Below are 15,833 nucleotides of genomic sequence, written 5' to 3'. Positions count from 1 at the left end.
TCACTTGCTCGCTTTCTCGTTGTCGGTCAGGGAGGACGAGGCCGCCCTGGGGATCGGGGGTGATGCCGGTGACGTCCGGGCCGGCGTCGTCGGGCGCAGCCGCTCTCGCAGCCGGCCGGACACATGACGGCTCCACAGGGCCCACATCGCCCATCCGGGGGCGGGGTCGTCCCGGGCGTACCACGCCAGTTCGCGGCCGTCGGGGGCCGGACGCAGCGCGGTCAGCGGCGCGTAGTTCTCCACCACGAACGTCCGCCCGGCCAGCGGGGCGCCGTCCGGGAGCGGACGGCCCGTCAGGTCGAGATGCTGGGCGCGCACGACGTCCAGGCCCGCGCTGTCCGCGAAGAGCCGGAACTGCGCGCCGGGGCGCGGATTGAAGTCCAGCAGGTGATAGCGCCCCGTCGTGCCGCAGCGGCGGAAGTCGAGATCGAAGATGCCCCGGTAGCCCAGCTCACCGGTGAGCCGCTCGGCCAGCGCCTGCACCTGCGGGTTGGGTGTCCAGCGGCCCACCGCGGTCAGGCCCGCTCCCCGCGGCCAGGCCAGCTGCTTGCGGCCCGGTCCGCCCGCGCGCACGGCGCCCGAGCCGTCGGCGTAGCCGTGGAAGAACCAGTCCCGGTCGGGCCCCGGCGGCAGGTAGGCCTGGAGCAGCAGCGGGCTGCCCGCCTCCGCGGTGCGCAGGTACAGCTCCCGTGCCTGCTCCGGGGACCGCACCAGCAGCGTGCTGCGCAGCCCGCTGCCGGCCGGCAGCAGCCAGGGACGGCTCCACTTCGCCACCACCGGCACTCCGAGCCTCCGCACGGCGTCGGCGGCCCCCGCGGGGTCGTCCGGGACCAGCGTCACCGGGTGCGGTACGTCCGCGGCGGCGCACACGGCGGCCAGTTCGCCCTTGTCGGCGACGCGTTCGGCCAGCGCGCCCGGCGTCGCGGGCAGCAGGTAGGAGGGGGCGAGGACGTCCCGCATGCGGGCCACGGCGATCGCGCTCGCGTCGTCCATCGGGATCAGGACGGCGGGTGACGCCACCTCACCTGCCACCCGGCGCAGCACGGTGAGGATGTCGTCCGCGGACGCTCCCGGGAGCGGCGGGGGGTGCATCCGCCGTACGTAACGCGACTTGTGGAGGGGGCTTCCGGCCGAGTCGGCGACGACGTGCACCTCCACGCCCGCCCTGCCGAGGGACCGCACCGCGCCCAGCGTTCCGTGGTGGAAGGGATTCGGGTCGATCCGCAGCAGTACCGCGGGGACACGGGTGTCGAGCAACGACATGAAATCTCACTTTCTTTTGGGTCTGTTCCGGGTCTGTTCACCCGCACGGGCGAGTTCGGCACTCGAAAGCCCCAAGGGCAGTGGCGCCACGGAATGTCCTGTGTCTGAATTCATATGACTGTTCGTCAATAGCGAGAAAAGAAACAGAGGTCGGACGAGAGTGAAGAAAGGAGCAGGCATGGCTCCACAGCACAAGCGGTTCCGGTTCGGCAGGCTGGCCGTGGGCGCGGCGACGGTGGCCGCGTCGGCCGTCCTGGCGTCCGGTCCCGCGGCGGGGGTGGGGGTGGTGCGAGGCACTGATCCACCCGCTCCGCCGCCGGCCCCGACAGGGCCCGCAGGTCCGCGCCCGGCCGTTCCCGAGCCGTCGGCGGCGCCGTCGGCGGCCACCCCGGCACCGGGCCCGAAGGCACCGGCCCCGAAGGCACCGGCCTTCGGCGCCTTCCTCGCCTCCGACGCCCGTGGTGTGGCCCGCATGGCGCAGCTCAGCCGCTGGCTCGGCGGCGCCGAACTCCGCGTCGGTCACACCTACCTGCCCGGCAACCGCTGGCAGGACATCGAGGGGGACATCCGCTTCCTCGAGCCGTGGGCGCACTGGCGCAAGGCCAAGGACGACCGGATGCTCGTCCTGAACGTGCCCATGCAGGAGCGCAACGAGGCGGGCGTCTCCGACGCCGAGGTCCGGCAACTGCTGCGGCGCGGCGCGGCCGGGGAGTTCGACCACCACTTCCGTGCCCTGGCCGAGCGGCTGGTCCGGCTGAAGGTGCCGGACACGGTCCTGGTGCTCGGCTGGGAGATGAACGGCGTCACCTACACCCACCGGTGCGGGCCGGACCCGGAGGCCTGGAAGAAGTACTGGAACCGGATCGTCACCACCATGCGCGCGGTGCCGGGCCAGAAGTTCCGGTTCGACTTCGCGCCGAGCCGCGGCCGGGACGCCCTTCCCTGGACCGAGTGCTACCCGGGCGACGACACGGTCGACGTCATCGGCATGGACTCCTACGACCAGCCGTCCGGGATGTCCTTCGACCGGCAGGTGAAGGAGCCCTACGGGCTCCAGGCGCACGTGGACTTCGCGAAGGCCCACGGCAAACCCATTTCCTACCCCGAGTGGGGGCTCTTCCGTAACGGCGACAATCCCGAGTACATGCGGCGCATGCTGGAGTGGATCGTCGAGCACAAGCCGCTGTACAACACGCTGACCGACTACTGCCCGCACGGTGTGTGGCAGTGCGGGGCCAACCCGGACGCCTCCCGCGTCTACCGGTCCGTCGTCTCCCGCCTCGCCGACGGGACGGCACCGACCGCTCCGCCCACTCCCACGCCCACCACGCCCGATCCCACACCGACCGAGCCCACGCTGCCGCAGCCCCCGGTAGGGTGCTCGCCGCTGGAGCTGGGCAGTTGGGTGGAGTACTGGCTCGGGGGCAAGCTCTGCCTCCGCTTCGAGTGGTGGTCGCTCGACGACTAGGGCTCCCGCCGTCCCGGCCGGTGGCGGCCGGCCCGTGTCAGGGTCCGCCGCCACCACCGGGCACCGCGCCGCCGTCACCGCTGTCCGTGCACGTCGGCGGCCGGGGCCGGGCCGGGCACCGACGGAACGGGGGCGGGGTCGTCCTCCCGGCGGGTACGCCTCGGCCGTGCCAGCAGGGCCAGGCCGCCCAGCAGCCCGCCCGCGCTCGCGCCCACCAGGGCGGTCACCGTCGGCGAAGCGGACGTCGGGCTGCTCGGCTTCACCGCGCGGGAGAACTGCACGAGCTGGACCTGGGTGTTGTTCTTGGAGTGGTCCGCGTGCTGCGTCAGCGCCCGGGAGACCGCGTTGGCCATGTCGACGGCCAGGCCGGGCCGCGTGGAGGTGGCCGAGACGGCGACCATCGGGGCGTCCGGCGAGGTCGCGGTGCGCACCTGCTCCTGCAGGGTGCGCACCGGTACGCCCGCCCACACCTGCGCGTCCCCCAGCACCGCGAGCTGGGTGGCGACACGGCCGTACGCCTGAGCGAACCCGCGGGCGGCCTCCGGGGTGGACTTCGCCGTCGGCACGGCGACGACATAGCTGGTGGCCGTGTAGGTGGCCGGTGTGAAGAGGCCGTAGGCGCCGCCGACCAGGGTGCCGGCGAGGGCGCCCGCCGCGAGCACCGACCAGGACGGCAGCTTCTTGACACGAGCCGCGGACACGAGGCGCCGGCGGGTCGGAGTGTCGGTCATGACGTGCTTGCTCCGAGGGGTGAGAGGGGCGACGGCGAGCGGGAGACCGCTGCCGCGTAGACGTCGACGAGGCGGGCTGTGCTGCGGGTGATGCAGTAGCGGCGCGCGACGTCCGGGACGGTGCGGGGCCCGGCGCCCGCCGCGCTCACCTCGGCGATCGCGCGGGCGTACGCGTCGGGGCCGCCCCGCACGCGCCGGGCGCCGGCGGTGGCCGACGGCGGCAGGTCCTCGATGGCCGGGCAGGAGGCGTAGAGCACGGGCAGGCCCGCCGCCAGCGCCTCCACCGCCGCCAGACCGAAGGCCTCGTCCGGCGACGGGGACGCGAACAGGTCCATCGCGGAGGTGAGCGCGGGCAGGTCGGGGCCCGGGGAGCCGTCGGGGACGTAGGGGCGTTCGCCGGTGAACAGGACCCGCCCGGACACACCGGCCTCGTGGGCCGTGCGGCGCAGGAGGTGCTCGTCGGGGCCGCCGCCCACCAGCAGCAGCCAGTGGTCCTCCGGCAGCCGGGTGAGCGCGTGGACGAGGACGTCGAACCGCTTCCCCCGGGTGAGCCGGCCGACACCGCCGACGACGAACGCGTCCTGAGGCAGGCCGAGGCGCCGGCGGGTGCGTGCCCGCCGGTCCTGGTCGAACCGGAAGCGGTCCAGCTCGATGCCGTTCGGGACGACCTCGATGCGGGGCGCCGGCACGCCCCAGTGCTTCAGCCGGTGGGCCACCGCCGAGGAGACGGCGACCGTCGTCGAGCCGAGCCGCTCGCTGGCGAGGTACAGCGCGCGTACCCCGGCGGTGAGTCTGCGGCCCTCCATCTGCGAGTCGCCCAGCGAGTGCTCGGTGGCGACGACGGCGCGGACCCCGGCGACGCGCGCGGCCAGCCGGCCGTAGACGCAGGCCCGGTACAGGTGGGTGTGGACCAGGTCGTAACCGCCGGCGCGGATCAGCCGGACCAGCCGGGGGAGCGCGGTCAGGTCGCGGTTGCCGGTCATGCCCAGATGCACGACGCGGACACCGTCGGCGGTGAGGCCCTCGGCGACCGGGCCGGGGTTGGTGAGCGTGACGACGTCGCAGGCGACGGGCAGATGACGCAGCAGCAGGCGCAGTTGCTGCTCGGCCCCGCCGACGCCGAGGCCGGTGATGATGTGCAGGGCCTTCATCTCAGGGGCCTTCCACGGGGCGCCGGCGCAGCCGGTGCAGCCGGTGCTTGAGGTACAGCCGCCAGGCCGTGTCGTTCTGCCCGACGTGGACGCGGGGCAGGGCGTGCGGGCCGGTCAGCGGGCCGGGGTCGATGGCACAGGCGTAGGTGTATCCGGCGTCGCGCACCGCCTCGACGGCGCGGGCGTCGACCGTGCCGTACGGGTAGCAGAAGCCGTCGGGGCGGACACCGGTCAGCTCCGCCAGCAGCGCGCGGCTCTCGACGACCTCGGTCTTCAGTTCCAGGTCGTCCGCCCGGGTGAGGTCGACGTGGGTCAGTCCGTGCGAGCCGATCTCCACGCCCTCCGCGGCCGCCTGCCGGATGCCGTCGGCGGTCAGCAGCGGCTTGCGCGGGCCGAGCGGGTCCCAGGCGTTGTCGCCGCCGAGCCGTCCGGGCAGGACGAAGAGGGTGGCGCCGCAGTTCCACCGGCGCAGCACCGGCAGGGCGGCGGTGACGAAGTCGGTGTACCCGTCGTCGAAGGTGAGCCCGACCAGGCCCCGCCCCTCGCCCCGGGCGCGGGCGGCGAGCAGGTCGGCCACGGACACGCCGCGCAGCCCCCGGCGGCGCAGCCACGCCAGCTGCTTGCCGAGTCGCTCGGGAGTGACCGTGATGCGGTACGGATCGTCCGAGCAGTCGCCCACCGAGTGGTACATCGCCACCCACGGCGGCGGGCCCGGGGGCGGGGCGACGGCTTGGGCGGTCTGGACGGAATCAACGGAAGCGGCCATGGGTGAGCCTTCGTGTGACGGTGCGCAGGAAACGCACGGCGGATGAGGAACCCCGGACCCCCGTGGCCCAGGCGAGCGGGACGAAGACGGCGGTCACGGTCAGGCAGCCGGCCGTGAGGCCCCCCACCGGGGAGCCGAACCGGCTCGCGGCGAACGCCCCGGCGAGGGTGGCGGCGACCGTCGCGAGCACGGGCCCGCTCAGCTGGGCCAGGACCTGCCGGACGCGGACCGTGACGCCGTGCGGGCTGCTGCGCCGGCCCGTGCGCAGTCCGGCGAGGAGCAGGGCGGCCGTGACGGTGATGCCGAAGGCGTTGGCGGCGGCGATCCCCGCCACCCCCCAGGGGCGCACCGTCACGGCGCCGATCAGTGAGGTCACGCCGATGCCCGCGGCCATCACGCCGACGGGGTACCAGCGGGGCCGGCCCGCCGAGAAGTAGGAGCGGACCAGGGCACCCACCAGGGTCTGGCCCAGCAGCCCGACGGCGTACACCCGCATGACGTCCGCCGTCGCGACGGAGTCGGCTCCCGTGAAGGCGCCCCGCTGGAAGAGCAGTTCGATCATCTGCGGGGCGCAGGCGATCACCGCGCACATCCCCATCAGCACCACGCAGGAGGCCAGCACGAGGTCCCGCTCCACCCGGCTGCGGGCGCGTTCGGTGTCGCCGTCCGCGAGTGCCCGCGCCACCACGGGAAAGGTGACCGTGCACACCATCAGCGACAGCGTCATCGGGATCTGGGCCACCTTCTGCGCGTAGTTCAGGTGCGAGATGGCCCCGGCGGGCAGGGAGGAGGCGAGGAAACGCTCGACGAGGACCTGCGACTGGCGGCACAGGGCGAAGAGGAGGACGGCGGCGATGAGAGCGAACCGCATCGGCCGCTCCCCGGCGTCCGCCCCGGCCCCGGGCTCCTGCGGCGCCGGGGTGCGAGACGTCAGCTGCCGCCACAGGGACGGCAGCTGGACCGCCACCATCAGACAGCCGCCCGCCGCGACGCCGGCCGCCGCGGCACGCACGCCCCACCGGCCGCCGAGCAGGAACATCGCGGCGATGATGCCGGCGTTGTAGGCGACGTAGATCGCCGCGGGCGCGAAGAAGCGGCGGTGCGCCCGCAGCGCGGCGCTGCAGTACCCGGCGAGCCCGAAGGCCAGCAGGCTGATCGCCGTGAGCCGGGTGCAGTCGACGGCGAGGCGGGGGTCGGGCAGGCCGGGCGCCAGGGCCCGGACCAGCAGGGGAGCCGCACCGGCGACCAGCGCGGCCACCGCGGCGAGGGCCAGGCACAGACGGGGCAGGGTGGCGGCGACCAGGGCCCGGACCGGGTCTCCCGCGGCGCCCCGGGCGCGGCGGGCCAGCGCCAGGCTGAACGCCGGGATCAGCACCAGCGCCAGCCCGTCCTCGATCAGCAGCGTGGCGGCCAGCTCCGGCACGGTCCACGCGACGAGGAAGGCGTCCGTGTCGCTCCCGGCACCGAACAGCCGGGCCAGCGACTGGTCGCGCACCAGGCCGAGCAGAGAGCCGGCGATGGACAGCGCCGCCGTGACGAGCGTCGCCCGGGCGAGGAACTTCCGGGAGGCCGAGGCCTGGTCGGGGCCGGTCCCTGCCGAGGTGGCCGCACGCGCCGCGGGCACGGGCGCCGCTTCGTCGGTCCCAGGTTCGGGGATCTTCGAAGGCACCGTCGTCATCGGGCCACCGCCTCCTCGACGCGGTCCCGTACCCCACCGGGTGACAGGGCGTCCCGCCGCTCGCCGCCGGCCAGCGCCCACCAGGACGCGAGTCCCAGGGCCATGGCGGTCACCAGGGTCGAGGGTCCGCCGATGTCGCCGTACAGGAAGTCGGTCAGCACCCAGACCAGCAGCCCGCAGGCGACCAGCCCGCAGTCGAATCCCGGTCCGCGGCGGCGGACGCGCAGCAGTCTGCGCACCCCGCACACCAGCAGGGCCAGCCAGCCCCCGGCCAGGGTGAGCAGACCGATCAGCCCCTGCTCGCTCAGCACCAGCAGGTACATGTTGTGCGGCGACAGCAGCGCCTGCTTGTGGAACTCGGCTCCGGCGCCCTCGATGTCGCTGCCCGACGACAGGGCCAGCGTGGCGTGCCCGTCGCGGTACTCGGGGAAGTTCTTCAGGCCCACGCCGGTCAGCGGGTGGTCGCGCCACATACCGGTCGCCGACGACCACAGGGTGTACCGGTCGACGACGGACTGGTCGGGCGCGTCGGTGACCTGCGCGATGCTGCCGATCCGCTCCTGCAGCTGTGCGGTGCCGACGCCGAACCCGCCCACCAGGACCACCCCCGCGGCGGCCAGCGCGGCGGCCACCTTCAGGGTGCGGCGCAGCCCGGCCAGCGCCAGTTGCAGGCTGCACGTCAGGACGGTCGCGATCCAGGCGCCCCGGCTGAAGGACACCGTGAGCGGGGCGAGCAGCACGAGCGCGCAGCCCGTGGCGGTCGCCCGCTGCCACACCGGTGCCCGGCCCAGCGCGAGCCCGGTGGCGCACACCAGACCGAGGGACACCACGGACGCCATGCCCATCACGTCCTGGGCGCCGAAGGTGCCGACCGCCCGGATGTCGTCGCCCTGGTAGGAGGCGCCGGTGCGGGTGACGTACTGGTGGACGCCGACGGCGCCCTCGCACAGGGCGAGGCCCACGAACGTCCAGGCCAGCACCCGGACGTCGCGGCGGTCCCGGAGCAGCAACAGCACCGCCGCCGGGACCAGCACGAAGATCTGCAGATAGCGGGCCATGCCGGCCAGCCCGGCCGCGGGCGAGGACGCCCCCAGCGCGGCGAACGCGATCCCCACGACCGGCAGGCCCAGCACCAGGGCCGCGGCGGGCGACAGCGGGCGCCGTCCCTCCCGCAGCAGCCGGATCACGCAGTACCCCACCACCAGCCCGGAGCCCACGTCGGCGGGCCCCGGTCCGTGCCCGGCCGGCGGCAGCGCCAGCAGGGCGAGCACCGCCGCCAGGGGCAGGACCGGTCCGAGCGCGGCGGCCCGGCGCGGGAGCGGTGCGAGAGTGTGGCTCACGTCGGTCAGCTCCCCGTCGGGCGGACCAGCGTGGCCGCGGTGCGCAGCAGGATGCAGATGTCCTGCCACAGCGACCAGTCGTCGATGTAGGCGTTGTCGAACCGGCAGCGGTCCTCGATCGAGGTGTCGCCGCGCAGCCCGTGGATCTGGGCGAGGCCGGTGATGCCGGTCCGCATGCGGTGGCGGGCCGCGTAACCGGGGTGGGCCCCGCTGAACTGCGCGACGAAGTAGGCGCGTTCGGGACGCGGGCCGACCAGGCTCATGTCACCGCGCAGCACGTTCCACAGCTGGAGCAGCTCGTCGAGCGACGTGCGCCGCAACATACGGCAGAAGCGGCTCATCTCGTTCTCGTTGGCCACGCTCCACCGCGTCGCCGACTCGTGCTCGTTCACCGGGCGGTGGGTGCGGAACTTCAGCAGCGTGAACGGCTTGCCGTCCCTGCCGATCCGCTCCTGCCGGAACACCACACCGGGACCGTCACCGAGGCGCAGGACCGTCGCACACACCAGCAGCAGCGGGCTGACCAGCAGCAGCAGCGTGCCCGACACGAGGATGTCGAGCAGCCGCTTGCCCGGGCCGCCGCGGCGCGTCGGGGACAGGTCGAGGCGCCGGCAGGCGAACCCGGCCAGCCGTTCCCCCGTGGTGTACGAGGGGGAGTCGGCGTCGAGTTCCCAGATCACGCAGCCCGATTCGGCCAGCGTGCGCAGCAGCGGCGCCTGTTCGGCGCGGACCGAGGGATGGACGGTCAGCACCGCGCGCACCCCGTTCTGGATGACCGCCCGTTCGACCTCCTCGCCGGTCCGCAGCACCGGGATCCCCTCGGTGCCCTCCGGCTGCTCGGCGACCACGCCCACCGGCCGCACGCCGCACCGCGGGTGGCGGAGCACGGCGGCGGCCACGCGTTGTGCGGTCGCCGGGGGGCCCACCACGAGCGCGGCGTGCGGATGGCGCAGCAGTGCGGCGCGCCGCCGCCCGTGCACGGCCGCGCGCAGCGCACAGCACGCCCCCGCCTGGAGGACGACGCCCGTCAGCACGGTGCCGGCGGACAAGGCGTCCTCCGGCCGGTACGCCGCCCAGAGCGCCGCGGGCACCAGCCAGGCGACGGCGGTGCGGCCGCACACCGCGGGCAGTTCCTCCAGCAGGCCCGGCACCGGTGGCCGGCTGTCGCGGACGCGCAGCAGAAGGGACGTGACGATCAGCAGGGTGATCAGCAGCGGCTGGCGCTGGGCGCCGGTGAGCGCCAGCGTGCCCAGCACGGCGGCGCCGCCGTCCACGAGGAACAGCGGTACCGGTGAGGCCGGAGGCGCCGGGGGCCGCGGGGGGGAGAATCGCACATGCGCCGCGGGGTCGAGCGGCGGCATGACGGAGACGGATGGGAAGCCGTGGTCCCGCGGCGTCACACCGGGGGAGGGCACGGTACGTTCGGCAGTCACGAGTGGATGGACTCCCTGTGCTCGGTGGACTCGACGTCCTGTGTTGTCGGGTCCGCCCCGGAGCCCCGGCCCGTGCCGAGCGGGCGGCCCCGCTCGACGCCGCGGGTGGTGGTGCGTTCGATCGCCGTGAACGGGCGCGCACCGGGTGAGGCGGGCCATGGGCCGAGGAGGTCGCGGTAGACGTCCGCGACGGCCTCGGTGGTGTGTCGTACGTCGTGGAGGGACAGCACGTGCCGGCGGCCCTGGACGCCGAGGGACGCGCGCAGCGGCGCGTCGAGCAGCAGTCCGGTGATGGCCGCGGCCAGTTCCCCCGGGTTGTCCGGCGGGATCACGCACCGGGCGGTGAGGGCGGGCGGCAGGCTCTCGCGGGCGCCGTCGACGTCGGTGACCAGTACCGGCACGCCGCAGGCCATCGCCTCCAGCGGGGCCAGCGCCATGCCCTCCCAGCGGGACGGCAGGACGGCGAGGTCGGCGGCCTGGTACCAGACGGAGGTGTCGGCGACGGCGCCGGTGAACAGCACGGAGTCGGGGGCGTCCCGGCGCAGCCGGTCGCGGTCCGGTCCGTCGCCGACCAGCACGAGCCGGGCGTCGGGCACCTTGCGCACCACGGTGTCCCACGCGCGCAGCAGGACGTCCTGCCCCTTCTGCGGGCACAGCCGTCCCACACAGACCGCGAGGGGGGCCGCCGGGTGGACGCCGGCGAGCGGTGCCAGCGCGGCTCGCACGGTGCCGGCCACGGCCGGGCGGTAGCGCTCGGGATCGACGCCGTTGGGGACGACCGTCCACCTGCCGGTGATGCCGGCCCGGACGCCGGTCGCGCGTTCGGCCTCGCTCACGCACAGCATCCGCGTGGCCCAGCGTGCCCCCCACCGCTCCCACCGGAGGGCGAGGGCCGCGGTGCTCCCGCCGACCGCCTCGAACGACCAGGCGTGCGGCTGGAAGACCGTCGGGATCCGCCCGCGCACCGCGAGCCGGCCGGCGAGTCCCGCCTTCGCGCTGTGCGCGTGCACCAGGTCGGGGCGTACGTCGTCGATCAGGCGCGCGAGGCGCCGTACCTCCCGCAGGAGCGAGGGCCCCGGTGACCGGGTCGCCTGCCAGTGCCGGACGTGCGCGCCCGCCGCCCGCAGTCGGGCGGCGAGCGGGCTGTCGGGGCAGACCGCGGTGACCTCCAGACCGTCCGCCAGCTGGGCCCGGACGAGGTCCGTCACGACGCGCGCGACCCCGCCGTCCACCGGTTGGGTGAGGTGCAGGACCCGCGGCGGACGGCCGCGGAGTGACGGGGCCACAGACACGGTTTCCTCGCTCACGCAGGTACTCGGGACGGGTTGCGGTGTGTTCACCGCCGGGCGTCGACCGCGGCGAAGAGCACGCCGGCCCACGCCCCGTCCCGTGCGGAGGCGAGGCGGAAGGTCGCCTCGTCACCGGCGTTCGGCAGACCGCCCGCGAGATCGAACACGTCGGAGTCGTAGCCGAGGTTGTTGGCGTACGCCGGTACCCGGGCCGGGGCGTTGTGCCCGGGGCCGGTGATGGTGGAGTTCAGTACGTCGTCGCGGGGGTTGCCGGGGCCGCTGAGCGCGACGGAGCCGGACCCGGTGGTCACGGTGAGCGAGTCGCCTTCGCTGCCGCGGTCGCCGTCGTAGGCGACCAGGCCCACGCTGCCCGCGGCGTCCGAGGGGAAGCGCGAGTCCCGCAGCCGGAGTTCCGCGGCCTGGGCCCACAGCGGTACGAAGCCGTCCCAGAGCGCGAGGTGCCGCAGCGGTTCCCTCTCGTTCTCGTACGCCACCACCAGGGTCCAGCCGCCCCAGGCCCCGGCCGTCGATCGGCCGGCGGCCACGTTGACCTGGGCCACGGTGTACTGACCCGCCCCGCTGTCCCGCACCAGCCGCGTCACGTCCGCCGAGGCCTGGAAGGCGTCCACGGTGTCGGTCACGCGGTGCCCGACGAGCGTGTCCGCGAGAATCTCCTTGTACTCCCCGCCGGGTTCGGCGATCAGCACCCGGCCGTTGTCCTCGGACGGCTTCTGCTCGCCCACGCGCAGGTTCCCGCCCCAGTACAGGCGCGCGTACGACACCTGGGAACCGGCGGGCAGGCGGACCTCCGCGCGGGAGGAGTTGTAGGTGTTCGGGTCGCGGTCGACGTCGACGTAGGACATGTCGAACGCGCCGTTCACCCCCTGCGCTCCCGCCTGTACGTCGTGGCACGAGGACGCCTGGGCCCGGCAGGTGGCGGACGTGTTGGCCGCCCGCACGATGCCACCGTGCTGGAGTGCGCGGTAGCGCTCGGAGAAGGCGAGGCTGTCGGCCTCGGGGGCGGGCGCGAGCGGCGTGGCGGACGCGAGGCCGCAGGGTGCCCACATCGCAGCGAGGGAGAAGACGCCCACAGCCGCATGGCGAAGCATCTGACCCAGGGATTGAGGCATGACCGTCGGAGCCTTTCGGAACAGGGTGGCGGTGGCAGGCAGCGGGGACGAGTGCGAAGCGGCCGCCCGTGAGGATGCTCAGGAGGTTCGCAACTCTAGTCACCAAACGGACAAACTCCCTGAAATTCAGCGATAGCGGTAAGTGTGTTGGAATCGTGAAGCCTGGTTCGGGAGCGGCCGGCCCCGCATCCGCTCCGCCGGGGACTCACCAGGGGGCGGGGCGCGTGTTACCGAACGGCGCATCTCCGGTTGCGGGGGTGCCCGGGCGCTCCCACGGTGGGCTGCAAGATCCATAGCCTGCGAAAGGAACCCCCATGCGCGCTCTGCCTGCCCGGTTCATCGCCCCCGGCGTGCTGTGTGCCGCCCTGCTCGCCGGCGTCACCGGCCCGGCCCGGGCGGCCGACACGGCACCCGAGCACCACCGCGCGACGACCTCCGCCGCACTGCTCGGTCAGGTCAGGGCCATCGATGCCGGCGAGCGCGGACTCGCCCCGGTCGTCGACCTGCTGAAGGCCGTACTCGAGGCGGACGGTGGCCGGCTGCCCGCGGCGGAGGCCAGGAAGCTGGGCGACGCGGCGAAGGACGCGCTGGCCAAGCCGGCCGACGAGGACCCGGCGCCCACGACCACCACCTCCGAGTCGTCGTCGGTCACGACGTCGGGCGGCACGGTGGTGACCGTCACCGGCGACGAGCTCTCGGACGAGGAACTGGCCGCCCTGCGGGAGGCCGTCGACAGCCTCCTCGACCTCCTCCAGTCCGGCACCGCGACGAGCACGGGCACGGACACCGACGCGGACACCGGGACCGGGACGACGACGGAGACGGACGCGGCCGAGCAGACCGACGCGGACACGAACGCCACGGGGACGCCCTCGCTGATCGACGCACTGCTGGGCCGCGTGAGCAACCTGATCGCCGGACTGCTCGGCACCGAGACCCAGGCGCCGGTCCTGCCCGCGCCGGCCGGCACCGTCCGGACGCCGATCTTCCCGGGGGTCACGCTCCCCGGTGTCGCGCCGCTGACGTCGGTGCTGCTGCCGGCGTAGCCCCCGAAAAAGCCCCAGGTCCGCGAAACACTTTCATATGAGGACTTGTCAATCCTCTCCTCCACGGTTTCCGCTCCGGCCCGGGGTCGTTAGGCACGGCGACACACTTCCCCTCCGGCGACCCGCGTTGCCGAAGAAAGGAACATGATGAAGTCCCTGAAGGCTGCCGCCGTCATTGCCGGATCCCTGATCGCCGCGGGCGTGGCCTCCCCCGCGTTCGCCGGGCAGACCGAGCTGGCATCCACCGGTGTCGACACCGGCCTGCGCACCGCGCTCCCCTTCGAGGTGATGTCGCAGGACTCGGCGCCCGTGCTCGACACCGGCAAGGAAGGCCCGCTGCTGCACACGACGAAGGACGCGGCGGCGGCAGTGAACGAGGCCAAGCCGGTGCGCGGCGACCTGGGGCTGCACGCCTGACACCGAGCAGCCCGAAAGCCGGCCCCCGGATGCGTGGGGGCCGGCTTTCGCATGCCGTCGTCGGAGGTGCCCCCCGGGCGTGGGCGGCGGACCGGCCGGCGGCGGAACTCCGAGCGTTCCCCAGGGGGTCTCTCTCCGTCATTCACGCCCTGAGCCGTACGGCGGGTGACCGCCTGCCCCGTCGGTCGGTTACCGCTACCGACAACCGCACGGACGAGGGAGTGGACCATGACGACCGACATGGGCGGGGCACCGGCGCGTGCCGAGGACCAGGACGAAGCGCCGGGCCCCGCGCGATTCCGACAGACGGGCAGAACACGGCGGGACCTGGCGCGCGGTCTGCGGGCCGCCGCACTCGCCGCCGCACTGGCCCCGGCACTCACCGCCTTCCGCTCCACGCGCCATCGGCCCCTGCCCGGCAGCGGCCCGCGCGACACCGGATTCGACGTGACCCATCGCGGACGACGCATCAAGGGGGTCCGGACCCCCGCCCGGGGCCCCGCCGGGAACGACCAGTGGCACGTCACCGTCGACGGCCGCCCACTGCACCTGATGCGCCGCGCCGACGGCACCTGGCTGAGCATGCTCGACCACTACTGCTCGTACCCCACACCGCTGGAGGCCGCCCGCGCCGCCGTCGACACGCTCGGCCCCGGCCGGCAGCTGCGCGACACCCCGGCCCCGGCACCGACGGGCCCGGGACAGGCGCACGACCATGCGGGGGGCCGGCATGGCGTACGTGCGTAAGGACGCCGCCACGCTCACCAGCGCCGAGAAACGACGGTTCGTCAACGCCCTGCTGGAGGTCAAACGACGCGGCGAATACGACGAGTTCGTACGGATGCACATCACGTACTTCGCCTCCGACGGTGAGCGCGGACTGCGCACCGCCCACATGGCTCCCTCCTTCCTGCCCTGGCACCGCCGGCTCCTGCTCGACCTGGAGGGCGCCCTGCGTCGCGTGGACTCCTCGGTGACCCTTCCGTACTGGGACTGGACCCGCGATCGCACGACCACGTCCGCACCCTGGACGGCCGACCTCATGGGCGGCAACGGGCGAAGCTCCGACCACCGGGTGATGACCGGCCCGTTCGCCCACCGGGAAGGCAACTGGACCATCAACGTGGGCGTGACCGACGGGGGTTTCCTCACCCGGGACCTCGGCCGCCGCGGCGCCCCGATCGGCCTGCCCGTGAAGAGCGACCTCGAGTGGGCGCTGAAGGACCCCGCCTACGACGTGGCGCCCTGGGACTCGACGGTCACGAAAGGCTTCCGCAACAAGCTGGAGGGCTGGGGCACGGGCCGTGGCAGCGCCTCCTGGCGCAACCACAACAGGGTGCACCGCTGGATCGGCGGCGACATGCTCGGCGGCGCCTCCGTCAACGACCCCGTCTTCTGGCTGCACCACGCCTTCGTCGACCTGCAGTGGTACCGCTGGCAGCGCCGGCACCGCGGGGCCCGCTACCTCCCCGCGACACCCCCGGACTCCGGCGACACGCAGCACGGCCGCGTCGTGGCACGCCACGAGAAGCTGCCGCCGTGGGACGTGACGCCGGGCGAGCTGGAGGACGTGGGCCGGATCTACCGGTACGCGTGAGCCGACGGGGGGTGCGGCGCCGGGTGGAGCGGCCCGGCCGGCTCCTTGCGTGGCGAGACCGACACGTTTGAGCGTTCACCCGACCGGCAGTCCCGCGGGGGCTGTGACGTGCGCCTTTACAAAAAAGTCACGCATTGGGGCGGTTCGACTGTGAAAAGCCGCGAATGTCGCCTATGTTGAACACTGTCAGTGACCAGTCCAGCACGGACTGTGTCGACAGGAGAAACGGAGAGGTAATGCGCAAGTACCAGAAGGCCGCGGTCGTCCTGGCCATGCTCGGCAGCGCCGGTTTCCTCGGCACGGGTGTCAGCTACGCCGGTGGTGACCACCCGTCGCTCGAGAGCAAGCAGAGCCAGAACTGCACGGGCGAGGTCAACAACCAGCAGGCCCTGATCGGCCTGCAGGACACCAACGTTGCCGCCAACCTGCTCCTCGGTGTCGGCAACCCGGCGGCTGGCAACACCGCCGTGACCTGCACCCAGGCCTTTGGCTGAGGATCACTGACCAGGTGATCTGAGTAGGTC

At 73.9% G+C, this 15,833-nt stretch carries 15 protein-coding genes; 6 read left to right on the top strand and 9 right to left on the bottom strand.

Annotated features, from left to right (window positions below; all coding sequences use genetic code 11):
* The gene (locus ACIRG6_RS03620) at nt 1-1,263 is read right to left on the bottom strand and encodes a carboxylate--amine ligase (RefSeq protein WP_364674527.1); all 1,263 of its coding nucleotides are present in this window, start codon (nt 1,261-1,263) and stop codon (nt 1-3) included.
* Between the two features lie 178 nt (nt 1,264-1,441).
* Here ACIRG6_RS03620 and ACIRG6_RS03615 point away from each other — a divergent pair, with 178 nt between their 5' ends.
* Nucleotides 1,442-2,731, top strand: a complete 1,290-nt coding sequence (locus tag ACIRG6_RS03615) for a glycoside hydrolase family 26 protein (RefSeq protein WP_364674524.1) — start codon at nt 1,442-1,444, stop codon at nt 2,729-2,731.
* Between the two features lie 74 nt (nt 2,732-2,805).
* Here the strand turns inward: ACIRG6_RS03615 and ACIRG6_RS03610 are convergent, their stop codons facing one another.
* From ACIRG6_RS03610 to ACIRG6_RS03575, 8 genes are read right to left on the bottom strand one after another with little or no spacing between them, the layout of a single operon-like run.
* Entirely contained in the window at nt 2,806-3,462 is a 657-nt protein-coding gene (locus ACIRG6_RS03610; protein ID WP_364674521.1) for a YveK family protein, read from the bottom strand.
* The gene (locus tag ACIRG6_RS03605) at nt 3,459-4,613 is read right to left on the bottom strand and encodes a glycosyltransferase (RefSeq protein WP_364674518.1); all 1,155 of its coding nucleotides are present in this window, start codon (nt 4,611-4,613) and stop codon (nt 3,459-3,461) included. The genes ACIRG6_RS03610 and ACIRG6_RS03605 overlap by 4 nt, the downstream gene beginning before the upstream one ends.
* 1 nt (nt 4,614) lies before the next feature.
* Nucleotides 4,615-5,379, bottom strand: coding sequence for a polysaccharide deacetylase family protein (locus ACIRG6_RS03600; RefSeq protein ID WP_364674516.1), 765 nt, complete (start codon nt 5,377-5,379; stop codon nt 4,615-4,617).
* A complete protein-coding gene (gene murJ, locus ACIRG6_RS03595; protein WP_403320495.1) occupies nt 5,363-7,057 on the bottom strand; it encodes a murein biosynthesis integral membrane protein MurJ in 1,695 nt (564 codons plus the stop codon). The genes ACIRG6_RS03600 and murJ overlap by 17 nt, the downstream gene beginning before the upstream one ends.
* Entirely contained in the window at nt 7,054-8,397 is a 1,344-nt protein-coding gene (locus tag ACIRG6_RS03590) for an O-antigen ligase family protein (RefSeq protein WP_364674510.1), read from the bottom strand. The genes murJ and ACIRG6_RS03590 overlap by 4 nt, the downstream gene beginning before the upstream one ends.
* Before the next feature lie 5 nt (nt 8,398-8,402).
* Nucleotides 8,403-9,830, bottom strand: a complete 1,428-nt coding sequence (locus tag ACIRG6_RS03585) for an exopolysaccharide biosynthesis polyprenyl glycosylphosphotransferase (protein ID WP_365023595.1) — start codon at nt 9,828-9,830, stop codon at nt 8,403-8,405.
* Nucleotides 9,827-11,116 (bottom strand): glycosyltransferase family 4 protein, encoded by a 1,290-nt coding sequence (locus tag ACIRG6_RS03580; RefSeq protein WP_403320492.1) that lies wholly within the window; start codon nt 11,114-11,116, stop codon nt 9,827-9,829. Before ACIRG6_RS03580 ends, ACIRG6_RS03585 begins: the two co-directional genes overlap by 4 nt.
* 50 nt (nt 11,117-11,166) lie before the next feature.
* The gene (locus ACIRG6_RS03575) at nt 11,167-12,249 is read right to left on the bottom strand and encodes a DUF3344 domain-containing protein (RefSeq protein ID WP_364674501.1); all 1,083 of its coding nucleotides are present in this window, start codon (nt 12,247-12,249) and stop codon (nt 11,167-11,169) included.
* A gap of 314 nt (nt 12,250-12,563) precedes the next feature.
* On the opposite strand from ACIRG6_RS03575, the gene ACIRG6_RS03570 reads away from it, so the two are divergent.
* The 5 genes from ACIRG6_RS03570 to ACIRG6_RS03550 all read left to right on the top strand — a co-directional run bounded on the left by ACIRG6_RS03570 (nt 12,564) and on the right by ACIRG6_RS03550 (nt 15,803).
* Nucleotides 12,564-13,295, top strand: coding sequence for a hypothetical protein (locus tag ACIRG6_RS03570; protein WP_403320489.1), 732 nt, complete (start codon nt 12,564-12,566; stop codon nt 13,293-13,295).
* A 144-nt stretch (nt 13,296-13,439) separates the two neighbouring features.
* The gene (locus ACIRG6_RS03565; protein ID WP_364674496.1) at nt 13,440-13,712 is read left to right on the top strand and encodes a hypothetical protein; all 273 of its coding nucleotides are present in this window, start codon (nt 13,440-13,442) and stop codon (nt 13,710-13,712) included.
* A 228-nt stretch (nt 13,713-13,940) separates the two neighbouring features.
* Nucleotides 13,941-14,459, top strand: a complete 519-nt coding sequence (locus ACIRG6_RS03560) for a tyrosinase family oxidase copper chaperone (protein WP_403320487.1) — start codon at nt 13,941-13,943, stop codon at nt 14,457-14,459.
* Entirely contained in the window at nt 14,443-15,309 is an 867-nt protein-coding gene (locus ACIRG6_RS03555) for a tyrosinase family protein (RefSeq protein WP_364674491.1), read from the top strand. The genes ACIRG6_RS03560 and ACIRG6_RS03555 overlap by 17 nt, the downstream gene beginning before the upstream one ends.
* Before the next feature lie 236 nt (nt 15,310-15,545).
* Complete coding sequence (locus tag ACIRG6_RS03550; protein ID WP_318219366.1) at nt 15,546-15,803, top strand: hypothetical protein; 258 nt, start codon at nt 15,546-15,548, stop codon at nt 15,801-15,803.
* Nucleotides 15,804-15,833: the final 30 nt, after the last annotated feature.

The sequence above is a fragment of the Streptomyces flaveolus genome (genome assembly GCF_044765825.1).
Taxonomy (GTDB): domain Bacteria; phylum Actinomycetota; class Actinomycetes; order Streptomycetales; family Streptomycetaceae; genus Streptomyces; species Streptomyces flaveolus.
This window is presented reverse-complemented; position numbering and strand designations above follow the sequence as displayed.